20 protein-coding genes and 1 tRNA gene are annotated in these 23,853 nt (G+C 70.2%); 12 read left to right on the top strand and 9 right to left on the bottom strand.

Annotated features, from left to right (window positions below; all coding sequences use genetic code 11):
- Positions 1-1,760, bottom strand: a 1,760-nt coding sequence (murJ, locus tag R7226_RS04025; RefSeq protein ID WP_318595750.1) for a murein biosynthesis integral membrane protein MurJ, incomplete at its 3' end; no start/stop codon positions are given.
- A gap of 51 nt (positions 1,761-1,811) precedes the next feature.
- Here murJ and rpsT point away from each other — a divergent pair.
- Complete coding sequence (rpsT, locus tag R7226_RS04020) at positions 1,812-2,084, top strand: 30S ribosomal protein S20 (RefSeq protein ID WP_318595749.1); 273 nt, start codon at positions 1,812-1,814, stop codon at positions 2,082-2,084.
- 204 nt (positions 2,085-2,288) lie between these two features.
- On the opposite strand, the gene holA is transcribed toward rpsT, so the two are convergent.
- Entirely contained in the window at positions 2,289-3,266 is a 978-nt protein-coding gene (holA, locus tag R7226_RS04015; protein ID WP_318595748.1) for a DNA polymerase III subunit delta, read from the bottom strand.
- A gap of 83 nt (positions 3,267-3,349) precedes the next feature.
- On the opposite strand from holA, the gene R7226_RS04010 reads away from it, so the two are divergent.
- Positions 3,350-3,844: a PH domain-containing protein gene (locus tag R7226_RS04010; RefSeq protein ID WP_318595747.1), complete on the top strand. Its 495-nt coding sequence runs from the start codon at positions 3,350-3,352 to the stop codon at positions 3,842-3,844.
- Positions 3,845-3,928: 84 nt separating this feature from the next.
- A complete protein-coding gene (locus R7226_RS04005; RefSeq protein WP_318595746.1) occupies positions 3,929-5,557 on the top strand; it encodes a PH domain-containing protein in 1,629 nt (542 codons plus the stop codon).
- A 24-nt stretch (positions 5,558-5,581) separates the two neighbouring features.
- Here the strand turns inward: R7226_RS04005 and R7226_RS04000 are convergent, their stop codons facing one another.
- From R7226_RS04000 to leuS, 4 genes are all read right to left on the bottom strand, one after another.
- Complete coding sequence (locus R7226_RS04000) at positions 5,582-7,165, bottom strand: ComEC/Rec2 family competence protein (RefSeq protein ID WP_318595745.1); 1,584 nt, start codon at positions 7,163-7,165, stop codon at positions 5,582-5,584.
- Positions 7,166-7,259: 94 nt separating this feature from the next.
- Positions 7,260-8,009, bottom strand: a complete 750-nt coding sequence (locus R7226_RS03995; protein WP_318595744.1) for a helix-hairpin-helix domain-containing protein — start codon at positions 8,007-8,009, stop codon at positions 7,260-7,262.
- Between the two features lie 89 nt (positions 8,010-8,098).
- Positions 8,099-8,710, bottom strand: coding sequence for an SLOG cluster 4 domain-containing protein (locus R7226_RS03990; protein WP_318595743.1), 612 nt, complete (start codon positions 8,708-8,710; stop codon positions 8,099-8,101).
- A 9-nt stretch (positions 8,711-8,719) separates the two neighbouring features.
- Positions 8,720-11,185, bottom strand: coding sequence for a leucine--tRNA ligase (gene leuS, locus R7226_RS03985; protein WP_318595742.1), 2,466 nt, complete (start codon positions 11,183-11,185; stop codon positions 8,720-8,722).
- 27 nt (positions 11,186-11,212) lie between these two features.
- On the opposite strand from leuS, the gene R7226_RS03980 reads away from it, so the two are divergent.
- The 6 genes from R7226_RS03980 (at position 11,213) to R7226_RS03955 (ending at position 15,331) form a co-directional block, all read left to right on the top strand.
- Entirely contained in the window at positions 11,213-12,340 is a 1,128-nt protein-coding gene (locus tag R7226_RS03980; protein ID WP_318595741.1) for an MFS transporter, read from the top strand.
- A 63-nt stretch (positions 12,341-12,403) separates the two neighbouring features.
- The gene (locus tag R7226_RS03975; protein ID WP_318595740.1) at positions 12,404-13,165 is read left to right on the top strand and encodes a hypothetical protein; all 762 of its coding nucleotides are present in this window, start codon (positions 12,404-12,406) and stop codon (positions 13,163-13,165) included.
- A gap of 69 nt (positions 13,166-13,234) precedes the next feature.
- Positions 13,235-13,307 (top strand) — tRNA-Ala (locus R7226_RS03970).
- A 151-nt stretch (positions 13,308-13,458) separates the two neighbouring features.
- On the top strand, positions 13,459-13,689 hold the full coding sequence (locus R7226_RS03965; protein ID WP_318595739.1) for a hypothetical protein: 231 nt from the start codon (positions 13,459-13,461) through the stop codon (positions 13,687-13,689).
- Positions 13,690-13,714: 25 nt separating this feature from the next.
- Positions 13,715-13,906: a hypothetical protein gene (locus R7226_RS03960; RefSeq protein ID WP_318595738.1), complete on the top strand. Its 192-nt coding sequence runs from the start codon at positions 13,715-13,717 to the stop codon at positions 13,904-13,906.
- A 273-nt stretch (positions 13,907-14,179) separates the two neighbouring features.
- Positions 14,180-15,331, top strand: coding sequence for an AlbA family DNA-binding domain-containing protein (locus R7226_RS03955; protein WP_318595737.1), 1,152 nt, complete (start codon positions 14,180-14,182; stop codon positions 15,329-15,331).
- A 49-nt stretch (positions 15,332-15,380) separates the two neighbouring features.
- Here the strand turns inward: R7226_RS03955 and R7226_RS03950 are convergent, their stop codons facing one another.
- The 3 genes from R7226_RS03950 to R7226_RS03940 form a co-directional block, all read right to left on the bottom strand.
- Complete coding sequence (locus R7226_RS03950) at positions 15,381-16,562, bottom strand: hypothetical protein (RefSeq protein WP_318595736.1); 1,182 nt, start codon at positions 16,560-16,562, stop codon at positions 15,381-15,383.
- A gap of 227 nt (positions 16,563-16,789) precedes the next feature.
- Positions 16,790-17,923, bottom strand: coding sequence for a hypothetical protein (locus R7226_RS03945; protein ID WP_318595735.1), 1,134 nt, complete (start codon positions 17,921-17,923; stop codon positions 16,790-16,792).
- 99 nt (positions 17,924-18,022) lie between these two features.
- Positions 18,023-18,910: a hypothetical protein gene (locus R7226_RS03940; protein ID WP_318595734.1), complete on the bottom strand. Its 888-nt coding sequence runs from the start codon at positions 18,908-18,910 to the stop codon at positions 18,023-18,025.
- 938 nt (positions 18,911-19,848) lie between these two features.
- Here R7226_RS03940 and R7226_RS03935 point away from each other — a divergent pair.
- Genes R7226_RS03935 through R7226_RS03925 form a run of 3 tightly spaced genes read left to right on the top strand, consistent with a single transcriptional unit; the run spans position 19,849 to position 23,842 of the window.
- On the top strand, positions 19,849-20,595 hold the full coding sequence (locus R7226_RS03935; RefSeq protein ID WP_318595733.1) for an ATP-binding cassette domain-containing protein: 747 nt from the start codon (positions 19,849-19,851) through the stop codon (positions 20,593-20,595).
- Positions 20,596-20,609: 14 nt separating this feature from the next.
- A complete protein-coding gene (locus tag R7226_RS03930) occupies positions 20,610-21,293 on the top strand; it encodes an ABC transporter ATP-binding protein (protein WP_318595732.1) in 684 nt (227 codons plus the stop codon).
- Positions 21,290-23,842, top strand: coding sequence for an FtsX-like permease family protein (locus tag R7226_RS03925; RefSeq protein ID WP_318595731.1), 2,553 nt, complete (start codon positions 21,290-21,292; stop codon positions 23,840-23,842). The genes R7226_RS03930 and R7226_RS03925 overlap by 4 nt, the downstream gene beginning before the upstream one ends.
- Positions 23,843-23,853 lie beyond the last annotated feature (11 nt).

Genomic DNA, 23,853 nt, shown 5'->3' with positions numbered 1-23,853 from the left:
GGGCGCCTCGGCGGACGCCGTCTCGGCGGCGCTCTGCGGCGTGCCGCCGCGGTGCGCGGTGCGCTCGCGGCACGACCGCGCGGCTCACGCGGGCGCGGCGGCGGGACGCGGCGCTTCGGCTTTCTGCGTCGCCCGGCGAGGCGCCCGGCGACCATGTTGTAGATCTGCTGCCCCTCCGGCACGCGCCAGTGCAGGATCGCGGCGACGTAGAAGGCGGTGCCGGTCGCGATCGCGACCCCGACCGAGATGATCTGCGCCGGCAGCGACTGGCCGAGCGCGTCGTTCAGGCCCCACCAGACGAACCACGCGACGCCGCCGAGGACTGCCGAGGCGGCCGTCACTCTCGCCATCGAGGCGAACGTCTCGGGCAGCTCCAGGCTGCCCTGCAACAACCTGCGCACCCCCCACATCTGGCCGATCGTCATCGCGATGTTGGAGACGACCGTGCCGAGCACGAGGCCGGCGACGCCGTACGGCTTGTAGAGCAGGAGGCTGACGATCACGTTGACGACGAGCGAGCCGAGCGCCATCGCGGTCGGGAACCACGGCTTCTGCAGCGAGAAGAAGGTCCGCGACAGCAGCAGGTTGAGACCGGAGAACGGGAGGCTCAGCGAGAACCAGAAGAGCGCCGTCGAGACCATCTCGGTCGAGGCGTCGTCGAAGGCGCCGCGCTGGTAGACGAGCCGCGTGATCGGCTCCGCCAGCACGAGCGTGATCGCCGCGGCCGGCGTCAGCAGCAGCCAGATCAGCCGCATCCCGTCGGCCATCGTGTGGCGCAGGCCGGGCAGGTCGCGGCGGGCGGCGTAGCGGCTGAGGACCGGGAACAGCACGGTCGCGACGGCGACGCTGAACATCCCCTGCGGCAGCATGTAGATGCGGAAGGCGGCGTCGATCGCGCGCGGCGCCTCCTCGGAGACGAGCGTGCCGAGCGACGAGTTGATCAGCAGGTCGAAGTTGATGATCCCGAGGCTGATCGTGACCGGCAGCATCAGCTTGAAGACCTGCAGGATGCGGGCGTCGCGCCAGTCGAAGGCGAACTGGAATCTGAAGCCGACGCGCGGCAGCACCGCCACCGACATCGCCAACTGCACGAGCGTTCCCAGCAGCACGCCGATGGCGTACGCGTACATCTGGTCGTCGCCTTCGAAGAACGGCCGCCCGACGACCAGCACGACGATGATCACGACGTTCCAGACGAGCGGCGCGATCGCTGGGATCGTGAAGTGGTCGTAGGTGTTGAGGATTCCTACGACGAGTCCGTTGATCCCGAGCAAGACGACGATCGGGAACAGCACCTGGCTGAGGCCGATCGTCAGCGAGTCGAGCTGGGCGCTGAACGTGTCGCTGGTGAACAGCGGCATGATCACGCCGGCGCCGAGGATGAAGAGCGCGGTGATCGCGCCGAGCGCGGCGATGATCACGAGGCAGAGCGTCGAGGCCAGCCGGAAGGCCTCTCTCTGCTCTCTTCTCTCCAGCAGCTCCGTGAAGACCGGCACGAAGGCGGCGGAGAGGGCGGCGTCGGCGAAGAGGCTGCGGACCAGGTTGGGGACCTGGAAGGCGATCGTGAAGGCCGAGAAGGCGCCGCTGGTGCCGAAGTAGCTGGAGGCGACGATCTCGCGGATAAGCCCTGCTATCCGCGAGAGTCCGGTCGCCGCCGAGAAGATCAGCGTGTTGCGCGCGCGCCGGCTACCGCCGCCTTGGCCGCCTTGCTCCGGGGCCGCGGGGGCGGCGGTTCTCTCATCAGCTGTCTCGGCGGTCACGAGCGCGCTATAGTACGACGCCGCCGCGGCCCTGACCGTGGCCACTTTCTTATGGCCAACATTCACTCCCAGAAGAAGCGCATCCTTCGCGCTGAGCGTGAGCGACTCGAGAACCGTCGCTACACGTCGAAGATCAAGACCTACTTCCGTCGTCTCGAGGCCATCGCCTCGGGCGAGGAGAGAACGGACGCCGCCCCGGTGCACCGTGAACTGGTCCAGACGATCGACAAGGCCGTCAAGCGCGGCGCGCTCCACCGCAACAACGGCTCGCGCAAGAAGTCGCGTGCCGCCCGCATTCTTGCGGGTAGCGGTACTGACGCGTAGGACCCGCTTCTTCCACACACACATAGCAGCGCAGTACGCCGATCGGCCCGCGAAAGCGGGTCTTTCGTCGTTCTAGGCCGGTTCGGCGCGCGTGCGCGGTGTGCGGGCGGGTCCGCGCGCGTGCGCGGGCGCGGGCCGCGTGCGCGCGCGAGCAGTGCGGATCTGTGCACCCAGGTGATGTACAGATCCGCGGTCGTCCGCCGCTCAGGCGGCGATGCGGGCGATCGCGTCGATCGCGAGCGTGTCCTCGCCGAGCTTGGAGCCGGCGCCGCCGCGCGAGGCCAGCTCCAGGTCGGCGACGATCATGATCGCCTCGCGCAGACCGGTCACGTCGGTGCGCTGGACGTCGGCGACGAAGCGCTCGGCCGCCTTCGGCGGCATCCGCAGCCCGCGCCGCACCTGCGCCGCCGACTCGCCGGACTCCAGTCGCTCGGCGACCTCCAGCGCGTCGCGCAGGCGGCGCGCGATCGTGAACAGCAGCCCGGCGAGCCGCTCGCCCTGGCCGCGCAGCTCGAAGTAGGCCCGCGTGGCGGCGGCGCCGTCGCGCGCGACGAGCGCGTCGGCCAGCGTCCAGCTCTTGCGCTCGGCCGAGCTGGCGGTGATCTCCTCGATCTGCTCGAGGTCGAGTCTCGTCCCTTCGCCCAGCTCCAGCGCCAGCTTCTCCAACTCGCGCAGGAGCCGCTGCTGGCGCTCGCCGACGTGGGCGACGAGCGCTCTCGCCGCCGCCGGATGCAGTTCCAGACCGAGCGCTCTCGCCTGGCCGACCGCCCATCTCGGCAGCTCCCACGGCTTCACCGTCATCTCGGTGCTGATGTCGCCGCCGGCCGCTCTGACCGCGGCGAGCAGTCTGTCGGGGACCTTCGCGCGGCCCTCTTCGCGACCGAAGAAGACGACGGTCGTGTCGGGCGGCAGCGACTTGACGACCGGCTCGATCAGTCTCATGTCGGCCGCCTTCCAGCGCTCGACCCCGTCGACGATGATGAAGCGACGACCGATCGCGAAGGTCATCGCCGACAGCGCCGCGGCGACCGCCTCGGCGGTCGCGGCCTCGCCCTCGAAGACCTCGATCCCCTGCGAGCCGCTCTCGCGCTCGGCGAGCGCGCGCAGTCTCGCGCGCCGCTCCGAGAGCCGGCCGTGGTCGTCGCCGTGGATCAGATAGGCGGGTTTGAAGCTCGGCGGCACGGTGGGCGAGTCTAGATGGTCGTGCGGGCGGGTCGGGGGCTGCCCGCACCGAGCGGAGCAAGTCGGCCCGGTACGTTGCGGGGATGGAGTCAGAGCTGCGCCTTCGCCCGCCGCGCCACGCCGTCGACCCGCGCGCGGTGCGCTGGTGGACGGCGCAGGCGCTCGCGCTCGTCGTGCCGCTCGTCGTCGCGCTGACGGTCGGGGTCGCGCTGCTCGACGGCATGCGCGAGCTGCTCGTCGTCGCGCTCGCCGTGGCGGTCGTGGTCGGCGGCGCCTACGTCGTCGTGATGCCGCGCTGGCGCTATCGGGTCCACCGCTGGGAGACGACGCCCGAGGCCGTCTACGCCTCCTCCGGCTGGCTGTTGCAGGAATGGCGCGTGGCACCGCTCTCACGCGTGCAGACGGTCGACACGCTGCGCGGGCCGCTGCAGCAGCTGTTCGGACTCGCCTCGGTGACGATCACCACGGCTTCGGCGAAGGGCGAGGTCGCGATCGACGGTCTCGACCACGCGCTCGCGCAGGAGCTGGTCCAGCAGCTGACGGCGACGACCCAGGCGATCCCCGGCGATGCGACCTGAGGGCGGAGTCGCTCGGCCTGCGGCCTCGGATGCCGTCGGGAGCGCTCGCCTGGAGGCTCGCGCTCCCGCGTGCGGAGAGCGGGCGTGAGCGACGAGTGGCGCAAGCTCGACGTGCGCGTGCTGGCGCTGCACGCGGCGCGGCTGGCCGGAGCAGTGGCGCCGATCGCGTTGGTGCTGCTGCTCGGCGGCGACCTCAACCGCACCGTCGTCATCTCGCTCGTCTTCATCTGCGGCGGCGCGGCGCTGCGAGCGGCCACCGACGCGCTCGCGTGGGCGACGACGCGCTATCGCGTCGGCGACGAGCTGGTCGAGCTGAGATCGGGTCTGCTGCGACGCAGCGCGCTGTCGGTCCCGCGCGACCGCGTGCGGACGGTCAACCTGACCGCCAAGCCGCTGCAGCGGCTCTTCCGGATCGCGACCGTCGAGATCGGCACCGGCACGCACGAGCAGGGACGGCTGAGACTCGACGCCGTCGCGACCGACGAGGCGGCGCGGCTGCGCCAGGCGCTGCTGGCGCGGGCCGAGGTGCCCGCCGCGCCGGCGGCCTCGCTCGCGGCGCCTGCCTCACTCGCCGCAGACACGCTCGAGGTCTCCCCCGCGCCGCTCGCCGGCCCAGCGACGCCAAGCGTCGCCCCCGGGTCGGACGCTGCCCCTCCCGAGCCGGTCCTCGCGCGGCTGCGATGGGGATGGCTGCCGTACCACCTGCTGTCGCCGTGGACCTTGGCCCTGCCGATCGCGGGACTCGGCGCGGTCCTGAACGCGCTCAACCAGCTCGGCGTCGAGGCGAGCGTCGGCCGGATCGCCGAGCACGCCGCGGTCGACGGGATCCACCGCGCCGACGACGTGTCGTGGTGGCTGGCGATCTTGCTCGGCCTGCTCGCGGTCGTGGTGCTGGCGGTCCTCGGCGCGGTCGGCGCCGGGCTCCAGTTCGCCGAGAGCTGGTGGGGCTACCGCCTGACCCGCGAGCAGAGCGGGAACCTGCACTCGCGGCGCGGGCTGCTGACGACCCGCTCCGTCTCGATCGAGCATCGGCGGCTGCGCGGTGCCACGCTCACGGAGCCGCTGCTGCAGCGGGCGATCGGCGGCGCCGGTCTGAACGCGATCGTCAGCGGGCTGCGCAGACGACCCGGCGAGCGCGGCGGCCGCGCCGACGGCCTGCTGCCGAACGTTCCCCGGGCCGAAGCCGACGCGGTGCTCGCCGACGTGCTCGAAGCGCCGTCGCTGCCGGGCGAGCTGCGCGAGCTGCGTCCACACCCGCGGGCCGCGTTGCGGCGCCGGCTCCTGCGCGCGCTGATCGCCGTCGCGCTGCCGGTCGCGGCGCTGCTGGCGATGGGTCCTCTGCTTGGATGGCTGCCGGACTGGCTGTGGTGGGCTGCGGCGGGCGTGCTGGTGGTGCCGGCGTTGCTGCTCGGCCGCGACGCCTACCGCGCGCTCGGCCATCGGATCGCCGGGCAGTATCTCGTCACCCGCCGTGGCGCACCGACGCGCCGCACCGCCGTGCTGCGCTGCGACGGGGTGATCGGCTGGACCGTCAAGCGCTCGTTCTTCCAGCGCCGCGCCGGGCTCGTCACGTTGACCGCGACGACCGCCGCCGGTGGCGGCGGCTACAGCGTCTTCGACGTCGCTGAAGCGGACGGGCTCGCGTTCGCGGAGGAGGCGGTGCCCGGGCTGCTGGCGCCGTTCCTGGATGGCGGTGACCGGCCGGGCGGATGACAGACGCGGCGCGGCGTCAGCGCTTCAGCGCGGGCGGCCGAGCGCGGGTCCCTGCGGCGGCGGGGCGCGGCGGCGCAGGAGCGCGACCAAGAGCGCGGTGGCGGCGTACAGCGCCGCGAGCGCGAGCGGCCCGCCGAGCGCGACGCGGACGCTCGCGTGCCGCAGCGACGCGGCTTCGTGCGCGACGGCGCCGACGTAGCCGAGCAGGCAGGCGTTGACGGTGTTGAGCGGGAGCGCCAGCGGCGCGGCCAACTGACCGAGCGCAGCCGCGAGCATCCCCAGCCACATGATCGGCGCGACCGCCGGCGCCGCCAGCAGGTTCGCCGGCAGCGAGACGAGCGAGAACTGCTCGAAGTGGAAGGCGAGCAGCGGCGCCGTCCCGAGCGTCGCGGCGAACGACATCGCGACCGCATCTGCCATCGGCGCTGGCAGCCCGCGGCATCGCAGTCGTGCGGAGACGGCCGGCGTCGCCAGCGCGATCGCGACGACGGCGGCGAAGCTCAGCTGCCAGCCGGGGTCGCCGGAGGCGCGGGGGTTGTGCGCGAGCGTCGCGGCGGCGGCGAGCAGCAGCGCATACCAACGCGACGCGGCGCGGCCGGCGAGCGCGGCGACGGTCGTCGCGGCGCCCATCACGCCGGCGCGCTGGATCGACGGGCCGGCGCCGGCGAGCGGGACGTAGAGCGCGATCAGCGCGAGCGCGGCGGCGAGGCGCGGGCGCAGCCCGAGGCCGGCGGCGGTCAGCAGCGGCAGCGCGAGCGCCAGCAGCAGCGCGACGTTCTGGCCGCTCGCGGCGAGCAGGTGCGCCAGGCCTGAGATGCGGAACTCGTCGCGGGTCCGCTCACTCAGCGCCTCGTCCTGGCCGAGGACCATGCCGCGCAGGAGCGCCGCCTGTGGCGGGGCGAGCCCCTGTGCGAGCGTTTCCTCCGCGCGGCCGCGGATCGCGTCGACGATGCCCGCCGGGCCGCCGCGTCGTGCCCCGGTCGGTGCAGCTGCGTCGACCGTGATCGCCCCGTGAGCTCCCTTGCGCGCGTAATGCTGCTCGAACGGTCCGAGCATCCGCAGCTTCCCGCGCACGCGCACGACGGCGCCGGTCGCGGCGTGCGGCCAGACCGTCGCCTGCCGGATCCGCAGCATCACCCGCTCCCCCGCTCCGGCGTCACGCCGCCAGGTCGCCGTGCGGGCGCCCGTCGCGCCAACCTCGCTCGCGGCTGCCGCGGCGCCCCTTGACGCACCCGATGCGCCCGCGCCCACCCGCGCGGCCGTCGGCGCCAGCGCCCGCAGGCTGGCGAGGGCGGTGCTGCCGTATTGGACAGGACGTGGCTGTTCGAGCAGCGTCACGTCGGCGGTGACGATCGCGCCGAAGAGCGGTGGGAGCACGGTGCGGTCGAGCGCGTCGAGCCGCAATTGGCCGCCGAGCGCGCCTGCCAGCACCGCGGTGACGGCGAGCACCGCGACCAGCGCCCGGCCGGCGAGTGCGGCTGCCGCGAGCGCGAGCAGCAACACGGCGCTCGCCGGCAGCTCGATCGCGAGCATTCCGGCGACAAGCGCACCGAGCACGATGTGGCGCGGATGGGCCCGCAGCGTCTCCAGCGCGCGGGCGGCGTTCATCGGACGTCAGCGGGACGGCGGAAGCCGCGCCGGCGGGTAGTGCGCGGGCGGGCAGAAGCCGGGCGGGCGTCGCACGGGCGAGCGAGGATCGCGCTCATCTGCCGAGCTGGGCGCGGATCGCGGCGAGCTTCGCTTCGCCGATCCCGGAGACGGCGTCCAGCTCCTCGATCGATCTGAAGCCGCCGGCCTGCTCGCGGTAGGCGATGATCTTCGCTGCGGTCGCCGGGCCGACACCGTCGAGCAGCTCCAGCTCCTGCGCCGTCGCGGTGTTGATGTCGAGCGCGAGCGGGGTCCCCGCGCCAGCACCCGCTGCGCCGGCGGTGGAGCCGCCCGCCACCCCCGCCGCCGCGCCGCCCGCCGCCGCGCCGCCCGCCGAGCCCGTCACGCCCACGCCGCCGACGGCCCGCTCCCCTCTCCGCGGCACGATCACCTCGCCGCCGTCGGTCACTCTCGCCGCGAGGTTCACGCCGCGTCGATCGGCGCGGTGGCTGAGGCCGCCAGCTCGCTCGACCGCGTCGAGCACGCGCGCACCGGTCGCGAGTCTGTAGACGCCCGGCCGCCGCACCGCTCCCTTGACGTCGACCACGACCGCGCCCGCGGCGAGTTCGTCGGAGGCGGAAGCGGAGGCGGAGGCGGAGGCGGAACCGCCGCCGGCCGGGTCAGCCAGCCCGCCCGAGGCGCCGTCGGGCGCGCCGAGCGCTCCGCCGGCAAGCGCGGTGTCCGCCGACGCCGATCCGCCCGGCGCGCCGGCTTCCCCAGCGCGCAGAAAGCGCGCGCCGATCAGCAGGACGGCGATCGCGCAAGCGGCGTAGATCGCGAGCTGGGGCTTGGTCGGCTGCGGCATGGTCCGGACGCTACGACCGGTCGCCGCGACGGCGCTACGCGCGTTTCACACACGCGGCGCGCGCATTCGTCACGTCATTGCGCAGGCGGTCAGGGGCGCGCCGCCGCAGCAAGCGCGACCGCCACCGCTTCCTCAGCGTCGCTCGCCACGAAGACGCCGGCATCGACGAAGCCGTCGCGGCCCAGCTCCCACGTGCGCAGGCCGACGACACGCTTGCCCGCTCTCAGCGCCAACGCGATCTCCGACAGCGTCCCGTAGGCGCCGCCGATCGCGATCAGCGCGTCGGCGGAGCGCACGATCAGGCCGTTGCGCAGCTCGCCCATCCCCGTCGCGATCGCGACGTCGACGTACGGGTTCGCCGCCGCGCGGTCGAGGCCGGGCAGGATCCCGATCGTGACGATCTCGGCCGCATCACCTGCCGCCGGCCGGCCGCCGACGCCGCCGCTGCCGTCGGCGCCGCCGCGAACCGCGCTCGTGCGGCCGCCGCGGCTCATCCCCTCCGCCGCCAGCTGAGCGCCGCGGCAGGCCGCCTCCATCACGCCGCCGCCACCGCCGCAGACGATCACCGCACCCGCCCGCACGAGCGCGTCACCGACCGAGAAGGCGAGCGCGCTCTCGATCGCGTCGCAGACGGAGGCGCCGATCACCGCGACATGCGGGCGATCGACGACGCGCACGCCGACGTCGACCAGACCCTCCATCGAGACGACCTACCGGACGACGATGTTGACGAGCTTGCCCGGCACGACGATCACCTTGACGACCTGCTTGCCGTCGAGGTGGGCCTGCACGTTCGGCGCGTTGCGCGCCAGCTCCTCGAGCTGCTCCTTCGAGGCGTCGGCCGGCGCGGTCAGGCGCTCCCGCACCTTGCCGTTGACCTGCGCGACCAGCTCGAAGGTGTCCGCGACCAGCATCGCCGGATCGGCGACCGGCCACGGCTGCTCCCAGACGCGCTGCCCGGTCGCCTGCTCGTAGACCTCCGAGGCGGTGTGCGGGGCGAACGGGAAGATCAGCGACGCGCCCGTCGCCGCGGCGAAGCGCAGCACCTCGGGCGAAGCCTGATCGCGATGGCGGTACGACTCGTTGACCAGCTCCATCACCGCCGAGATCGCGGTGTTGAAGGCGAAGCGGGCGCCCATGTCGTTGGTGACCTTGTCAATCGCCCAGTGCGCCTTGCGCGTCAGCGCCGCGTCGGCGTCGTTGACGAAGTCGCCGGCGGCCGGCGAGTCGGCCGGGCCACGACCGACCTCGACCCCAAGCCGCCACAGGCGCGCGAGGAAGCGGTGGACGCCCTCGACCCCCTCGTCGGACCAGTCGGCGTCCTGGTCGGGCGGGCCGATGAAGAGGATGTAGCAGCGGGCGGTGTCGGCGCCGTATCTGTCGACGTACGACGATGGCGCGATCACGTTGCCCTTCGACTTCGACATCTTCGCGCCGTCGCGCGTGATCATGCCCTGCGTGAAGAGCGCCTGGAACGGCTCGTCGGCGCTCAGCAGGCCGATGTCGTGGAATGCCTTCGTGAAGAAGCGCGCGTACAGCAGGTGCAGGATCGCGTGCTCGACGCCGCCGATGTACTGGTCGACCGGCATCCAGCCGTCAGCGACCTCCCTCGCCCACGGCGCGGAGTCGTTGTTCGCGTCGGTGTAGCGCAGGAAGTACCAGGACGAGTCGACGAACGTGTCCATCGTGTCGGTCTCGCGCCGCGCCGGGCCGCCGCACTCGGGGCAGGTCGTCGCGACCCACTCCTCGACCGCCGCCAGCGGTGAGCGGCCTCTCGGCTTGTAGTCGGTCACGTCGGGCAGCTCGACCGGCAGCTGGTCGGCGGGCACCGCGACCGCGCCGTGCTGCTCGCAGTAGACGATCGGGATCGGGCAGCCCCAGTAGCGCTGGCGAGAGACGAGCCAGTCGCGCAGGCGGTAGTTGATCGCTCTTCTGCCCTTGCCGTCGCCGTCGAGCCAGCCGACGATCTCCTCGAGCGCCTCGCGGTTCGGTCTGCCGTCGAAGCGCGCGTCGGAGTTGACGAGCACGCCGTCGGAGGAGAACGGCAGCTCGTCCTCGGCGCCGGGCGCGGAGGCGATCACCTGGCGGATCGGCAGGCCGTGGACCTGGGCGAAGCCGAAGTCGCGCTCGTCGTGCGCGGGGACGGCCATGATCGCGCCGGTGCCGTACTCCATCAGCACGTAGTCGGCGACGAACATCGGGATCGCCTCGCCGTTGACGGGGTTGATCACCGTGCGGCCGAGCGGGACGCCGGTCTTCGCCTTGTCGGCGGCGCCGCGCTCCTCGTTGGACTCCAGCAGCGCGTGTCTGACGTAGTCGCGCACCGCCTGCTCGTGCTCGGTCCCCTCCGCGAGCGCGAGCACGTCGGGGTGCTCGGGCGACATCACGAAGAAGGTCGCGCCGAAGAGCGTGTCGGGGCGGGTCGTGAAGACCTCGTAGTCCTTGCCCAGCTCGGCGTTGTGGAAGACGACGTGGGCGCCGACCGAGCGGCCGATCCAGTGGCGCTGCATCGTCTTGACGTGCTCGGGCCACTGGATCGTGTCGAGGTCGTCGAGCAGCCGGTCGGCGTAGTCGGTGATGCGGAAGTACCACTGCTCAAGCTGGCGGATCTCGACCAGCGCGCCGGAGCGCTCACCGCGGCCGTCGATCACCTGCTCGTTGGCGAGCACGGTCTCCTCGACCGGATCCCAGTTGACCGAGCCGTCTCTCTTGTACGCGAGGCCGCGCTCGAACAGCTGCAGGAAGAGCCACTGGGTCCATCTGTAGTAACGCGGCTCGTGCGTGCCGAACTCGCGCGTCCAGTCGATCGAGATCCCCCACTCGCGGAACTGGCGCTGGAAGGAGGCGATCGAGGCGGCGGTCGCGTCGCGCGGGTGGACGCCGGTCTTGATCGCGTTGTTCTCCGCCGGCAGGCCGAAGGCGTCGTAGCCCATCGGGTGCAGGACGCGCTTGCCGTTGCGGCGGTTGAAATGCGCGACGGCGTCGCCGAGGGCGTAGTTCTTGAGGTGCCCCATGTGCGGCTCGCCGCTCGGGTAGGGAAGCATCTCCAGGACGTAGTAGGCCTCGCGGCCGTCGTCCTCGTTGGAGACCTCCCAGGTGCGCTCGTCGGCCCACACCTGCTGCCACTTCGGCTCGATCGCCTTCGGCTCGTATCTCAGCTCGCGCAAATCGCTCATCGGTGCTGGACAGGCTACCGTGAGCCGGTGCGTCGCCTGCTGTTCCTCGTCAGCGTCATCGTCCTGGTCGACACGATGTTCTACGCGGCGATCACCCCGCTGCTGCCCGACTACGCCGATCGCTTCGACCTGTCGAAGTCGGCCGCGGGCGTGCTCGCGGGCGCGTACGCGGCAGGAACGCTGCTCGGGGCGCTGCCGGGCGGGCTGTTCGCCGCGCGCCTCGGCGCCCGCCGGGCGGTGCTCGTCGGGGTGGCGCTGATGAGCGTCGCGAGCGTCGGCTTCGCCTTCGGGGACTCCGACGTGACGCGGTTCGTGCAGGGCATCGGCGCCGCCTTCTCGTTCGCGGGCGGCTTCGGCTGGCTGCTGGCGCAGGCGCCGACGGCAAACCGCGGCGCGATGATCGGCACCGCGATGTCGGCGGCGGTCGGCGGCTCGCTGCTGGGGCCGGTCGTCGGCGCGGTCGCGCGCGCGACCGGACCGGAGCTGCCGTTCGGCGCGATCGCCGTGCTCGGCGTCGTGCTGTTCCTCTGCGCGCTGCGGATCCCGGCGGTGCCGCCGGTCGGCGGGTCAGTGGGTCCCGCGTTCCGGCGGGCGCTGTCGGCGCCCCGGGTGCGCGGCGGGATGGTGCTGGTGACCGTGCCGGCGCTCGGCTTCGGCACGATCAACGTGCTGGGGGCGCTGGAGCTGGACGAGCTGGGCGCGGGCGGCTTCGGGATCGGCGCGACCTTCCTCGTCGCCGCCGCGATCCAGACGGTGGTGCAGACGCTCGCCGGGCGCGCGTCCGACCGTGTCGGCCGGCGGCCGCTGCTGCTGCGCTCGTTGGCCGGATCGAGCGTCTGCGTGCTGCTGCTGGTGCCGCCGTCCGGGGTCTGGCTGTTCGCCGTGTCGGTGGTGGTGGCGCTGGTGGTCGTCGGCTCGCTCTACACGCCCGCGATGGCACTGCTGTCCGACGGCGCGGCGGGCGCGGGGCTCGACCAGGGGATGGCGTTCGCGCTTGTGAACCTGACCTGGGCCGGCGGTCAGGTGCTGGGCGCGGTCGCCGGCAGCGGCCTGGCGGAGGCGACCAGCGACGCGGTGCCGTTCGTGCTGCTGTCGGCCGTGATGGCGCTCTCTCTCGTCGCGCTCGTGCGGCGGCCGGTGCCTGCCGTGGTCTGACCGGCCAGAGAAATTCGCGCCCGTTCAACGATCCGAGCGCCCCGGCCGATTACCATGCCGACGATGGCCGACGAGTCTTCCCCCACCGACGGCACCGCGAAACCCCAGCGCGGGCCCGCATCCGTGTCCGCCAACCGCGTCGCCGCGATCATCTCCGCCGCCGAGGACACGGCGGCGAGACTGCGCGAGGACGCCGAGCAGCGGCTGAAGGAGCGGATCGCGGAAGCCGATCGTGCGGCCGACTTCCGCGTCGCCGCGGCCGAGGAGGAGGCCGGCGAGATCATCGCCGAGGCGAGAAAGATCGCCGAGCGGCTGGTCGCCGAGGCAAGAGGCGAGTCGGCGCGCATGAAGACCTCCGCCGGTGCCGAGGCCGGCGAGATCAGAGCGAGAGCCGAGCATGACGCGCGCGAGATCAGACGCGAGGCCGAGGCCTGGGCGGCCGAGAAGCGCGCCGACGGCGAGCGCCGCGCGCGCGACCTGACCAGCGAGGCGCGGATCGTCGCCGGCGAGGTCCGTGCCGAGGGCATGGAGCTGACCGAGAACCTGCGCGAGCTGGGCGGCTCGCTGAGAGCGAACGCCGAGCGGTTGCTGCGGGACGTGCTGAAGGTCCATGGGCAGCTCAACGCCCACATCGAGCAGGTCGAGCCGGAGCCGCCGGCGCCTGAGCCGCGGCGGGGCGCTGCTCGCGAGCGCGACGGGGGTCGAGAGCGCGAGCGCGATTTCCGTGCGCGCGAGCCGCGCGACTTTCGCGACCCAGCGCCGCGCAACGGCACCCGCCGCGCCGACGATGATCTCGACGTGCCGGAGTTCATTCCCCAGCGCTGACGGGGTTTTCGGGGCCCCGCGAGGTCGGCCGCCATCTCTCGCGCGGGCGTTGTACACTTCTCCTCCCCCGGGGCTATAGCTCAGCTGGGAGAGCGTCGCGCTGGCAGCGCGAAGGTCGTCGGTTCGAGCCCGACTAGCTCCATCGGAACGAAACCCCCGCAAACGCGGGGGTTTCGTCGTTTTGGGGAGAGGCGAACTTGGGGTGCTGGAGGGGATTGGGTACCAGGATTGGGTACCAAACGGGCATCTCGGCCCGACGGCGGGGCCGCCGATCTGCGGCTACGCTGCCCCCTATGGAGAAAGCCAACGCAGATTCCGACGCGATCGCCGACCGCGCCGAAAGACAGCTCGGCATCTCAAACAGCGAACGCTTCGCCAGGCAAGCCTCAATGGCTGACCCGCTCGACGACAACACGACTACCGCCGCCATCGACGACGCGATCGCGGATCATCCCGCCGACCACACCTTCACCGACGCCGCGGCATTCGCGTTGGTCCGGAAAGACTCACAAAGGGCCATCTGACAGCAGCCGCGGCACCTAACTGCACATGAACGACTCCAACAAGTCGCATCACCCCAACGCAGTCCCCGCCACGCCAAGCGAAGCCGCCACTCACCACCGCGTCCGCTCATCCGTCACGGAAGAGGTCCACCGGCTCGCCACCGACCAAGCAGACCGCGAAGAGATGCGGATCGTCCGCGAGCAGCTCGCCGACCTCACTCCTCCCCAATCCGACTGACGGACGCAGTCGACCCGATCCGGCGGCTTTCGGGCCCGCCCGCACTGCCGGATGTTCCGCGCTGCGTCGGCAGGCGGGTCAGTCGCAGTCGGCGCATCGGTCCGATTGAGACCGGAGCGCTGCGGCAGCCTTCCGGTAGCGAGCGCGCCCGCTCCGACGCGATCGTCGTACTCAACTTGCTCGGCGCCCGCGGCATGAGCGAGTTCCGAGACCTCATGCCGAAAGACAACAGCTAGACCTGACCGTTCCGGCAACGCCGTAAACTCGCGGCCCGTGCAACAGCTTTTCGGAGTCCCCTTTCGCCAGCTCGATCTCACCCGCCTCAGACGGTTTCTCGAAGAGGCGGAGAAGGAGCCCCTGCTGTGGGAGGCGAAGGGCGGCGGACGGCCCGACGCTCAAGAGATCCGGCGCCAGTGCGGCGGCTTCGCGAACAGCAACGAGGGCGGCTACCTGCTTCTCGGCGTGAGAGAGAACGGCCATGGTTGGGAGATCGACGGGATGTCGTTCCGCGACAACGAGGTTGACCGCTACATCACCACGTGTCTGCAGGAAGGGGTCGCACCGATCCCCGAGTACGACGTGCTTCCGATCAGGGTCGCCGAGAACCGGTACGTCGCGGTCGTTCAGGTCAAGCCGATGCACGCCGGCCCCTGCATCGTCCGCGGGACCGTCTTCGAACGCGTGCCAGGAGCGACGCTCCGCGTGCAGGACCCGACGCGGCTCGCCGCGCTCTTCACGCGCGGCCGGCGAGCACATGACAACGCCATCCTCACCGCGGACGAGGCGCTCAGACAAGCGTTCGTGGCACTCCCGCGGAAACCAAGCCGCAGCCAAGAGCTCGGCGACGTCGATGCCTTGAACTCACAGTTTCTGCGGGCGTCCGTCGCCGTATCGTCGGTTACGCCCGGCGACGACATCTCGGCGATCCTCTTTCGCGCATCGACGGCCGAGCACATGCGGCGACGGCTGAGACGGCTTGCCGGGGACGAGAACAATCGGATGCCCAGCCTTGTCGACTATGAAGGCGGGGTTGCTCAGGATCGACGATTCGCCTCAGTTCACCCGTGGCGACACCACCAGGCGGACTGGGCGCTCACGAGCTGGTGGACAGGTGTGGTCACGGTCGCCTATAGAGGGGCGTGGGACGGCTCGCTGCGTCCCGAGATCCTCGTCAGAGACGTGCTGCGGCCGGCGTTCGAGGCCGCCACCGACCTTGTCCATCACCTCGGAGGCTCCGGTCCGGGCTATCTGCGCATCGCATTGACAAGCGACGGTGATGCCTGGCCCGACGGGGCTCAGCTTGCACGCGGCCCTTTCGAACTCCAACCCGATTCCCTCGACGAGTCGCTTGAGCGCGAGATCCACCGCACACTCGGACATGACGTCCCGGAACCGGAACCGGCGGTCTTTCACGACGGCGGATGAGTCGGCGCGGCGCCTTCAGGCCTCCGGACAACCTGGACGGGTCTTCCCATCAGGCGGGATCCATGGTGGCAAAGCGGCGGTCGAGCAGTGAAGCCGCCTCCGCCAAGTTCGTCGCCAGCGTCGCGCCGGTAGGGATCCCGCTGGCGGTCCTCAGTTCTCCAATCGTTCGTCTCTCGCCGACGACGAGATCCGCGTAGGCCGCCGCAGAGCACAGATAGTGGAGATCGATCAAGTCGTTGCCCTCCCATCTCCCCGCGTTTCGAATGCGCGCAAAGACGACCGCGCGGTACCGGCTCAGGTACGGCAACGCCGTGACGTCGCCATAGGACCGCTCTAGCCAGGTTCTGATCTCAGGCACTGAAGCCAACTGCTCGATCTCCGGCGCGAGGTCCGCGAGCACGGCGCCATGAGCCGTCATCCGGGCCTGTCTGGCAGTGGCGTTGTTGGCTCTGAGCCAGTCCGCTAAACGTGGGAACGTCGTGGACCATCTCTCCGCGGCCGCTTTCCCTGTTTCATTCGGCACCTTCTGCGGCGAGATCAACGTCGAGTACACGCTCATCACGTTCACAAGGCGCGGGAAAGCGAGCGCCATGACTTGCGGCCATCTGGCGTCGCCCGACGGCTGTCTCAGTGGCTGCGTGAAGATTCCCTCCGGTCCGAGCGAGACGATACTCCGCGCGCGAGGCTCCTCCCCACGCAGCGCCGCAACCAGCTCTTCTCTGCGCACCGCAACTGGATTGCGAGATTGCCATCCCCGGCTGAACTCGAGCATCGTTGCCGCAAGCGTCGTCCGACGTTCGCTGTGCAAGGCACTGGTTTCGATCATGTGTGCAGCAGACATCGGCAGGATGAGCTTCCCCGCCCGTACGTACTCCGCGATCCTGCGCGCGCCGTCCGCTTCACTCGGCGAGATCACCCGGTTGCCGTGCCGCCACGCAGACAGCGTCGACCAACGATTCTGATCGAGATACGCAACAAGCCGGCCGCGACGATCATCACCGTCTCGTTCGCTGATCACCCCCAGCTCGACAATGGCGACGGTGCCGTCGCGAAGCGTTATTGCGAGGCGATCACGCTCTACGTCTATGTCCATGCGTCGCAGAGGCATGTTCACGTCTCGAAATCCAGCGGGCATGGGGTAGCGCTGAACCCCGACCGGGGTCTGAAAATGCAGCTCGCCGGTGTCGAAGTCGATGTGGCCCGGTGGAATCAAGACGGAGTAGTCCAGCACGTGCAGAAACGGAACGCGACAGCAGACCGCTCGGTGGCAACCGGTGGCTCGGAGCGCGGCCCGCAGCGGCCGGGCGCCTAACTCCTGGCCGCGGATGTGCTCTGCTGTCCGCATGCAGGCGAACGCGCCGGTTCAGCCGCCTGATGCGGCCAGCAGCGGGCGATCGCAGGCGGATCGTCGTGAGCGCCACCGCGCTCGGTCGCCGGCCCCGGCGACCGGGCGTCGGGTCACGTCACGGTGAAAGAGGTCGTGGCGATTTGTTTGCGGAGGAGCCGGCCTGGCGTGGAGCCTGTCTGTCGCACAAAGAAGAAGGTCAGCTCGTAGCGCCCCGGGCACCATCTGCCGCGCAGCGGCATGATGGGTGCGTCGTATCTCTTGCCGGCGATCTGGCGGTAGTTGGAGACGTAGTCCTCGCCCGCTGATCTCGTCGTACGGGCGCGGCAGTCCTTGCCCGTTGGCCCACTCAGCTCGTAGGCGTACCCTTCCGAGAGGACTCGCACCGTGATCGGGACGGTGAGCCGCGCGGTGAAGCGGCGAGTGCTTGCCGCGCCGCGACGCTCGATCACGCGCAGGTGCGCGCTGACGCGTGGCGCTCTGCGGGCTCGGCGCGATGCTGCGCTCTCGCGCACCGGCTGATCCGCTGGGAAGTCCATCGTCGCGCGACAGCCGTCCTTGACCATCCCACGCCCCGACAAGTCGAAGCGAGCGTTTGCGCCGCAGGTGCTGACGACGAGGTGGATCGCGGGCAGCGTCGTCTCGGTGTAGGTGCCGTCAAAGACGGTGATGAACTCGCCGTTCGGCGTGAGCGGCACTCTCCGTTCGCGTCCGCCGACGGTGGTCGTAGCGCTGAGGATGCCGGGTCCGAGCTCGCCGCTGATGACTGTGCGAAACGGCCCGGTCGGATCAGAACAGCGGATGGCCGGGCTCGGTGTGCTCGGTACGTCGCAGTTGGCCGGCAGTGTTTCGGGGACGGCGCGGACCATGTAGCCGCTCTGGCCGGTTCTCGGGTTGACGCCACCACAGCGGGTGTCAAGGCCGCCGGCCGGCTCATAGGGGCGGAACGTGTTCTCGGCCGTGACGATCCCGATCCGGCCACCCTGCAGCCGACCGAAGTCGCTGCAACGGAACTCACCGCCATCACGCGGCTTGCCGGAATAGGTCGCCATGCCCCAAGGCAATCCGCCTCGCGGGTCGGGCGCGCGCAGAGGCAAGACCTCGTAGGTGCCGAGTTCGATTGCGATTGGCTTGACGAAGTTGATCGGCGGACCCACCGGCAGCTGAGCGGTTGCCGCCGTCGATGCAACCGCAGCACTGGTTGCCACAACGCCGACAAGCGTTCCAAAACCCCTGATCTGTCTCATCCAACGCCTCCGCGTCGTTTCCCTGCCCCTTGAAATGCACGTTACTGGTCCGGCGGATGGTGAGCGGCAGTCTGCCGCCCACCATCCGCGCGAACGGTCTCAGCAGGTCAGGTCGGTCGGCAGGATCTCGTCGATCGCGATACCGCCGGTCTCACCGACCCAACGGAGCTGCGCCGCCTCATCTGCCGATGACTTGGGCAGGTCCAACCGGTACGTGTTCAGCGACACGGCCGCGCTCGTGAGGACCTCGCCCCCGGCTGTGACGGCTTCGATGGCAGTGACGCCATCGGGAACGAGCCCGTAGAACGTGAGCGTGTCGTCGGCCCGGTCGGGCGCACAGACCGACACACTGATCAGGCGGCCGTTGGCCGCGTTCTCAGGCGTCTGGCAGGAACCGCTATGCGTTCCCGTCGATCTGACGCAAACGCCCTCGTCGGTGGCGGTCACCGCGACCTGATCGTCGGGCCGCGTGATCGTCGCCACGGGGCGGGCGCCCTGACGACGCAGCACCTCGAACTCGGAGCGTGCCTCGGAGGGGAGGGTGGCGCGGTCGACTGCGCCCCTCGCGAGCAAGCTCCGCTCGTCGGGGCGAGTGCTGCTGCCGGCGGACCGCGCCAGCGGCGACGGGCTCACCGCGTCGCCGTAGATTGTGTGGGTCCACGGCGAGTCGTTTCCGGCGTGCAACTGCTCTATCGACCAGATCCACGCCGAGCTGCTCCACGCACGGTCCATTGCGCAGACTCGGCTCTGCACGCTACCGCCGGTCGTCGTCTTCTCACACACGCGAACGGTGCCGGTCCAGGTGCCGGCGTAAATGACATCGTTGGCGATGTAGTCGCCAATCGCCGTGTTGCCGCAGGCGCTCGTGGCCGGCACCGGCCCACTGCAATACCGGTAGGCGGATGCCGTGCTGCTCTGCGCGCCCGCGACCACAAGCGTGAGCGCCATCGTCGCGATCAGCGCGCGACAGGCTGGAACGAGTTTCATGTCAACTCCAATCGAATGCGGCCAAGTTCAGCCGCGATATCAGCGTTAGCGACCCGCGCGCTTGAGGCGCAGCGGGCACGACCTCACAGCGGCCCCGCCCCGGGCCGCCCGAATCACCTCCTCCGAGCACTACTGAACGCATGAACGCGTGGCCTGCCGCGGCCGCGGAGTTCCGCTCGGCCCGGCGGCGCGGACCGTATCGCGGCAGACGGAGGTGAATTCGTGCCGGAGCAGAGAGCCAGGGGCGAGCCTCAGCAAAGGGCGCGCGGTTGGCCGGAGCCACAATTCTGTGACAGCGAAGCGACCGCCCAATCTCCCCCCACTAAACAGCATCTGCTGACTATTGGGGTGAGTAATCGTAAGGACACTCGACACCCCGAGCCGCGCCGCAGCGGGACGGGCTCGTCAGCCGCAGCACCGTCGAGGCACGACGCTTGTCCACGTTCGGCGCTTTGGCGCGCTGACGCTCCCATCGAGGCCCAGTCGCGCGTTGTCAGGCGTCGAGCATCGGCAGCTTGCCCCGACGGAGCGACACCGCGTGAGCGAGGTCATCGAGGTTGAGAGCGGCACGTGCGCGGCGCGATCGGCGATCGTGCGGGCGACACGCAGTACCCACACCATCCCGCGAGCCTGACAGCCCACACCACCAGGGAAGAGGACAGACCCCCCTTCTCGACCTCCGACAGGACGGGCGATCTCGCGGGGAGCGAGGGGCAGGGTCCTGCCCCTGTCTCCTGCTCCGATCGAAGCACGACCTCGTGCAGGGGATGAGTGCAGGAGTCCGCTCGCCGTCGTGCCGAACCGAATCGAAGGGAGGGTCTCGAACGGTCGCCCTCAGAAGCGCAGCGAGGCTGAGACAAGATCGTGTACCGTCGCCTCTTTGGGGCCTAGTCGGAGGGGGCGGCGGGACAGTGTCTGGCAACGTCGAAACTGGTTCGTTGGGCGAGGACCGAGTCCTCGATGATCTCGACGCGCCGCTGCTGGAACTCGATGATGTAGCCCGTAGCCATCAAGGCGGGCCATACTTGCCGCCGCTCCTCGACGGCGCGCGCCTGAGAATCGCCGCCGGGGACTTCGTCGCCGTCTGGGGAAGTCCGCGATCCGGCAAGACGACGTTGCTGCGCATCGCCAGCGGAATTGAGCCTCCTGATCGCGGGACGGTTCGGGTTAGTGGAATCGATCTCGCAACGCTCTCACCGTCCAAGCGCGGAGCTGTCCGTCTCGAGACGGTGGGTCTGGCGGACGCTGGAGGCGCCGACGTGCGCGATCTGAAGCTTGTCGACTATCTGGCACTCCCAGTGGCGCGCCGACTCAGCCGCCGGCAGGCTGTCATACGTGCGCGCGAGACACTGTCGATCGTCGGAATCGAGCACACGGCGGAGCTTCGCTGGTCGATGCTCGACGACGGTCAGCGCGCTCGTGCGGGTCTTGCGCACGCTCTGGTTCGCGGTCCCCGGCTTCTTCTTGTAGACGACGTCACGCGGAACATGGGCGCAGTCGAGGAGGCCGAGATCGTGGGCCTCCTGACCAGACTCGTGCGCGACTCCGGCCTGGCGGTCCTGCTGACCAGTTCGACGCTCAGCGCCGCCGTCGGCGCACACGAGACGTACATCCTCCGTGGGGGCACCCTTGATCCCGTTGACGACTCGTCGCTTCGCGTCGCTCGCATGACCACGCGGGCGTGAAATACCCGACTCGCATGGTTGAGATCGTCGAGCTGACCAAGCACTACGCGTCGCCTGACGGCGAGACTGTCCGCGCGATCGACGGCGTGACGATGAGCGTCGACGCCGGGGAGATCATCGCGCTCTACGGGCCGAGCGGCTCGGGCAAGACGACGCTGCTCAACATCATCGCGGGGCTGATGAGGCCCGATGGCGGCAGGGTCGCGGTTCGCGGTCGGGATGTTACGAACATGCGAGCGCGGGACGCGGACGTCTATCGGCTCACGGAGGTCGGGTTCATCCAGCAGACGCCTGAGTTCGTTGCCGGGAGCGCCATCGACAACGCCGCGTTCAAGCTGCTCGGCAGATATCGATTGCCTAAGGCGCGTGCTGCAGTGGTAGATCTCATGGGCGAGCTTGGTCTCGGCGATCGGCTTCATCACCGCCCGGACGAGCTGTCTGGGGGCGAGCGCCAGCGCGTCATGATCGCGCGAGCGCTCGCGATCAGACCTGCAGTCGTGCTGGCCGACGAACCGACGGGGAATCTGGATCGCAGACGCAGCGGCGAGGTGTTGGCGTTGATCAGACGCCTCAGCCATGACCGCGGCGTAGCGACGATCCTCGTGACCCACGACCCTCTGGCTGCAGAGTACGCAGACCGGGTTCTGGAACTGGTCGACGGACGGGTGCGGCCGTTCCGCACGACCGCGTCGGCGTGAAGCCCTCCAACATCGCGGCCTACTGGTGGCTGCGCGTCAGCAGACGGCTGCGTCAGGAAGTGCTCGCGATCTTCGGAATCGCCATCGGCGTCGCACTGCTCTTCTCCGCACTCGTCGCGAACGCAAGCCTGGTCGGGTCGTTCGACGCAACGATGCGCGCCGTCGTCGGGGAGGCGACCTTCCAGGTCACCGCCCGCGGAGGAACGCTGTCCGACGCGCTCGCACGCGAGATCCCGACGGTCCCCGGCGTCGCAGCCGCCGCGCCCGTTCTTGATAGCCGTGTTGTCGCGCTTGGCCCCGAGGGAGAGCGACCGCTGATGTTGCTCGGAGTGACTGGGGACTTTCGCGGTCTTAACAGCCGCATCACTGAGCGACTCTCTGCCGACTACCTCGAACAGCAACGAGCCATCGGCCTCCCGTCCCCGCTCGCCAACGACCTCGGTCTGACGCTTGGCGCGACCGTCCAGATCTTGGTCAACGGAAAACGGGCTGCCGCACCGCTCGGCACCCAGCTCGATGAGGAGCAGATCGGCGATCTCGTGAACACCCCGATCGTGCTCGCGCCGTTGGCCTATGCGCAGGAGCTTCTCGACAAGCCGGGGCTCATCACGCGCGTCTTCGTTCGTGCCGAAGCTGGCCACGCCGACGACGTGAAGCGGCGACTCGAAATGCTCGGAGGCGCGCAGCTTGAGGTGCGGGCGGCCGATTCCGAAGCAGCGCTCTTCCGATCCGCCTCGGCGCCATCGAGCCAGTCGACCGCGATGTTCGCGGTCTTCAGCGCGATGGTCGGGTTCCTCTTTGCGTTCAGCGCCGTCCTGCTGACAGTGCCTGCCCGACGCGACTATCTCTCGCAGCTGCTGAGAGAGGGCTACGGACCTCGAACGGCTGCTTTCGTCATGCTGTTCGACGCGCTGGTGCTCGGCGTGATCGCGTCGATCCTGGGCATCGTTATCGGTGGTCACGTCGCCCGTCACGTATTCGGCGAGGTGCCCTCGTTCCTTTCGATGGCATTCACGTTCGGCAGCAGACGCGTGGTGCCGGTCGAATCCGTTCTGCTGGCTGCTGCCGGCGGCGTCGTCGCGAGCTGTTCGGCGGTACTGCTGCCGACCGCCGGCGCGATCCGTCGGACGCACCTGAGCGGCGAGCAACCGTCCATGCTCACCAGGCTCATCAGCGGTGTGCCCCGATGGGTCGTCCCGATCGCGGGGCTTGCGTTCCTCTTCGTCGGGATTGTCGTGATCGCCATCGCACCGCAGTCTGCGGCTCCGGCGATCGCGGGACTGGTGTGCCTCACCGCGGCGATGCTGCTTCTGCTGCCAACGCTCTTGCGCGCGGCGGTCGCGGGTCTGGACCTTTTGACGGCGCGGATCCGGAGCGTTGTGCCCTACATCGCGACCGACGACATGCGGTACGGCTCAACGGTCCTGCGGTCGATCGCCGTGGTCGCGACGGGCGCCGTCGCCGTGTTCGGAAGCGTTGCGCTCCAAGGGTCGCACGGGAACCTGCAGGACGGACTCGACGGTACCGCTGCAGACCTGGCAGGCGCAGCTCCAGCTTGGATCGTCGCGCCGGGAGCACCGAACCTTCTCGCCACCGAACGATTCGATCCTCCAAGAGTCCGTCGAACATCGGGGGTGGCGTCGGTCGAGGCGTATCGCGGCAGCTTTCTCGACATCAAGGACCGGCGCGTCTGGGTGTTTGGAACGCCCGCGTCCTCGCCGCTGCCGGTCCCGCGAGGCCAGACCGCGGCCGCCGACGAAGAACTTGATCGGAGACTGCGCAGCGGTCGCTGGGCGGTCGCATCCGAGGCGGTCGCGCGGGAGAACGGTTGGAAGATCGGCGAGCCGTTCACTCTGCCCTCGCCCGTGCCGACGACGTTCCGACTGGCGGCGACCTCGACGAACATGGGATGGCCCCCCGGCGCGATCGTGATCAGCGCGGACAGCTTCGCGGAAGCGTGGGGCTCGTCCGCCGTCAGCGCGTTGAACGTGACGCCGGCGACTGGGACGACCGCTCGCGAAGCAGGCGATGCCGTTGTCAACGCACTCGGGAGCGACGCGAACCTCATCGTGAAGACCGCGCCCGATCGAGAAGCCGAACTCGACGCCGGCAGTCGGCAAGGCTTAGCTGCGCTGACGAACATCGCCTGGATGGTGAACATCTCCGCTGTCCTTGCGATGGCGGCGGCGATGGCGGGCATGCTTTGGCAGCGACGCCCGGAGCTCGCGTCGATCAAACGAGAGGGCTACAGCGCCCGTGAGGTGTGGCTGGGCCTGCTCCTTCAGACCGCACTCCTGACTGGAACAGGCTGCTTCGCCGGCGCCGCATTCGGGCTGCTCGGCCAGAGCCTCCTCTCTCGCGCCCTGAGCAGAGTCACAGGCTTCCCCGTCGCAGACGGAGTCGCGTGGCCGATCGCGGGTCTGACGGCGCTGACGATCACGGTTGCCGCGGTGCTGGTCGTCGGTGTGTTCGGGTACCGGGTCGCCAAGGTGGACCCTGGGGAGACCTCAACGGGGATGAACGCACAACCCGCCCGCGGAACCCGATGAGATCATCTATC

The sequence above is a fragment of the Conexibacter stalactiti genome, from assembly GCF_033542075.1.
Classification (GTDB): domain Bacteria; phylum Actinomycetota; class Thermoleophilia; order Solirubrobacterales; family Solirubrobacteraceae; genus Conexibacter; species Conexibacter stalactiti.
Note: the sequence above shows the minus strand (reverse complement) of the source record. Positions and strands in the feature narration are given on the sequence as shown.

What these genes read in the sequence shown, in the direction of transcription:
- leuS (WP_318595742.1), bottom strand. Translation starts at nt 11,185, where the DNA reads ATGAGCGATTTGCGCGAGCTGAGATACGAGCCGAAGGCGATCGAGCCG.
- R7226_RS03945 (WP_318595735.1), bottom strand. Translation starts at nt 17,923, where the DNA reads ATGAGACAGATCAGGGGTTTTGGAACGCTTGTCGGCGTTGTGGCAACC.
- R7226_RS03940 (WP_318595734.1), bottom strand. Translation starts at nt 18,910, where the DNA reads ATGAAACTCGTTCCAGCCTGTCGCGCGCTGATCGCGACGATGGCGCTC.
- R7226_RS04000 (WP_318595745.1), bottom strand. Translation starts at nt 7,165, where the DNA reads ATGAACGCCGCCCGCGCGCTGGAGACGCTGCGGGCCCATCCGCGCCAC.
- rpsT (WP_318595749.1), top strand. Translation starts at nt 1,812, where the DNA reads ATGGCCAACATTCACTCCCAGAAGAAGCGCATCCTTCGCGCTGAGCGT.
- R7226_RS04010 (WP_318595747.1), top strand. Translation starts at nt 3,350, where the DNA reads ATGGAGTCAGAGCTGCGCCTTCGCCCGCCGCGCCACGCCGTCGACCCG.
- R7226_RS03930 (WP_318595732.1), top strand. Translation starts at nt 20,610, where the DNA reads ATGGTTGAGATCGTCGAGCTGACCAAGCACTACGCGTCGCCTGACGGC.
- R7226_RS03965 (WP_318595739.1), top strand. Translation starts at nt 13,459, where the DNA reads ATGGAGAAAGCCAACGCAGATTCCGACGCGATCGCCGACCGCGCCGAA.
- R7226_RS03960 (WP_318595738.1), top strand. Translation starts at nt 13,715, where the DNA reads ATGAACGACTCCAACAAGTCGCATCACCCCAACGCAGTCCCCGCCACG.
- R7226_RS03990 (WP_318595743.1), bottom strand. Translation starts at nt 8,710, where the DNA reads ATGGAGGGTCTGGTCGACGTCGGCGTGCGCGTCGTCGATCGCCCGCAT.
- R7226_RS03975 (WP_318595740.1), top strand. Translation starts at nt 12,404, where the DNA reads ATGGCCGACGAGTCTTCCCCCACCGACGGCACCGCGAAACCCCAGCGC.
- R7226_RS03995 (WP_318595744.1), bottom strand. Translation starts at nt 8,009, where the DNA reads ATGCCGCAGCCGACCAAGCCCCAGCTCGCGATCTACGCCGCTTGCGCG.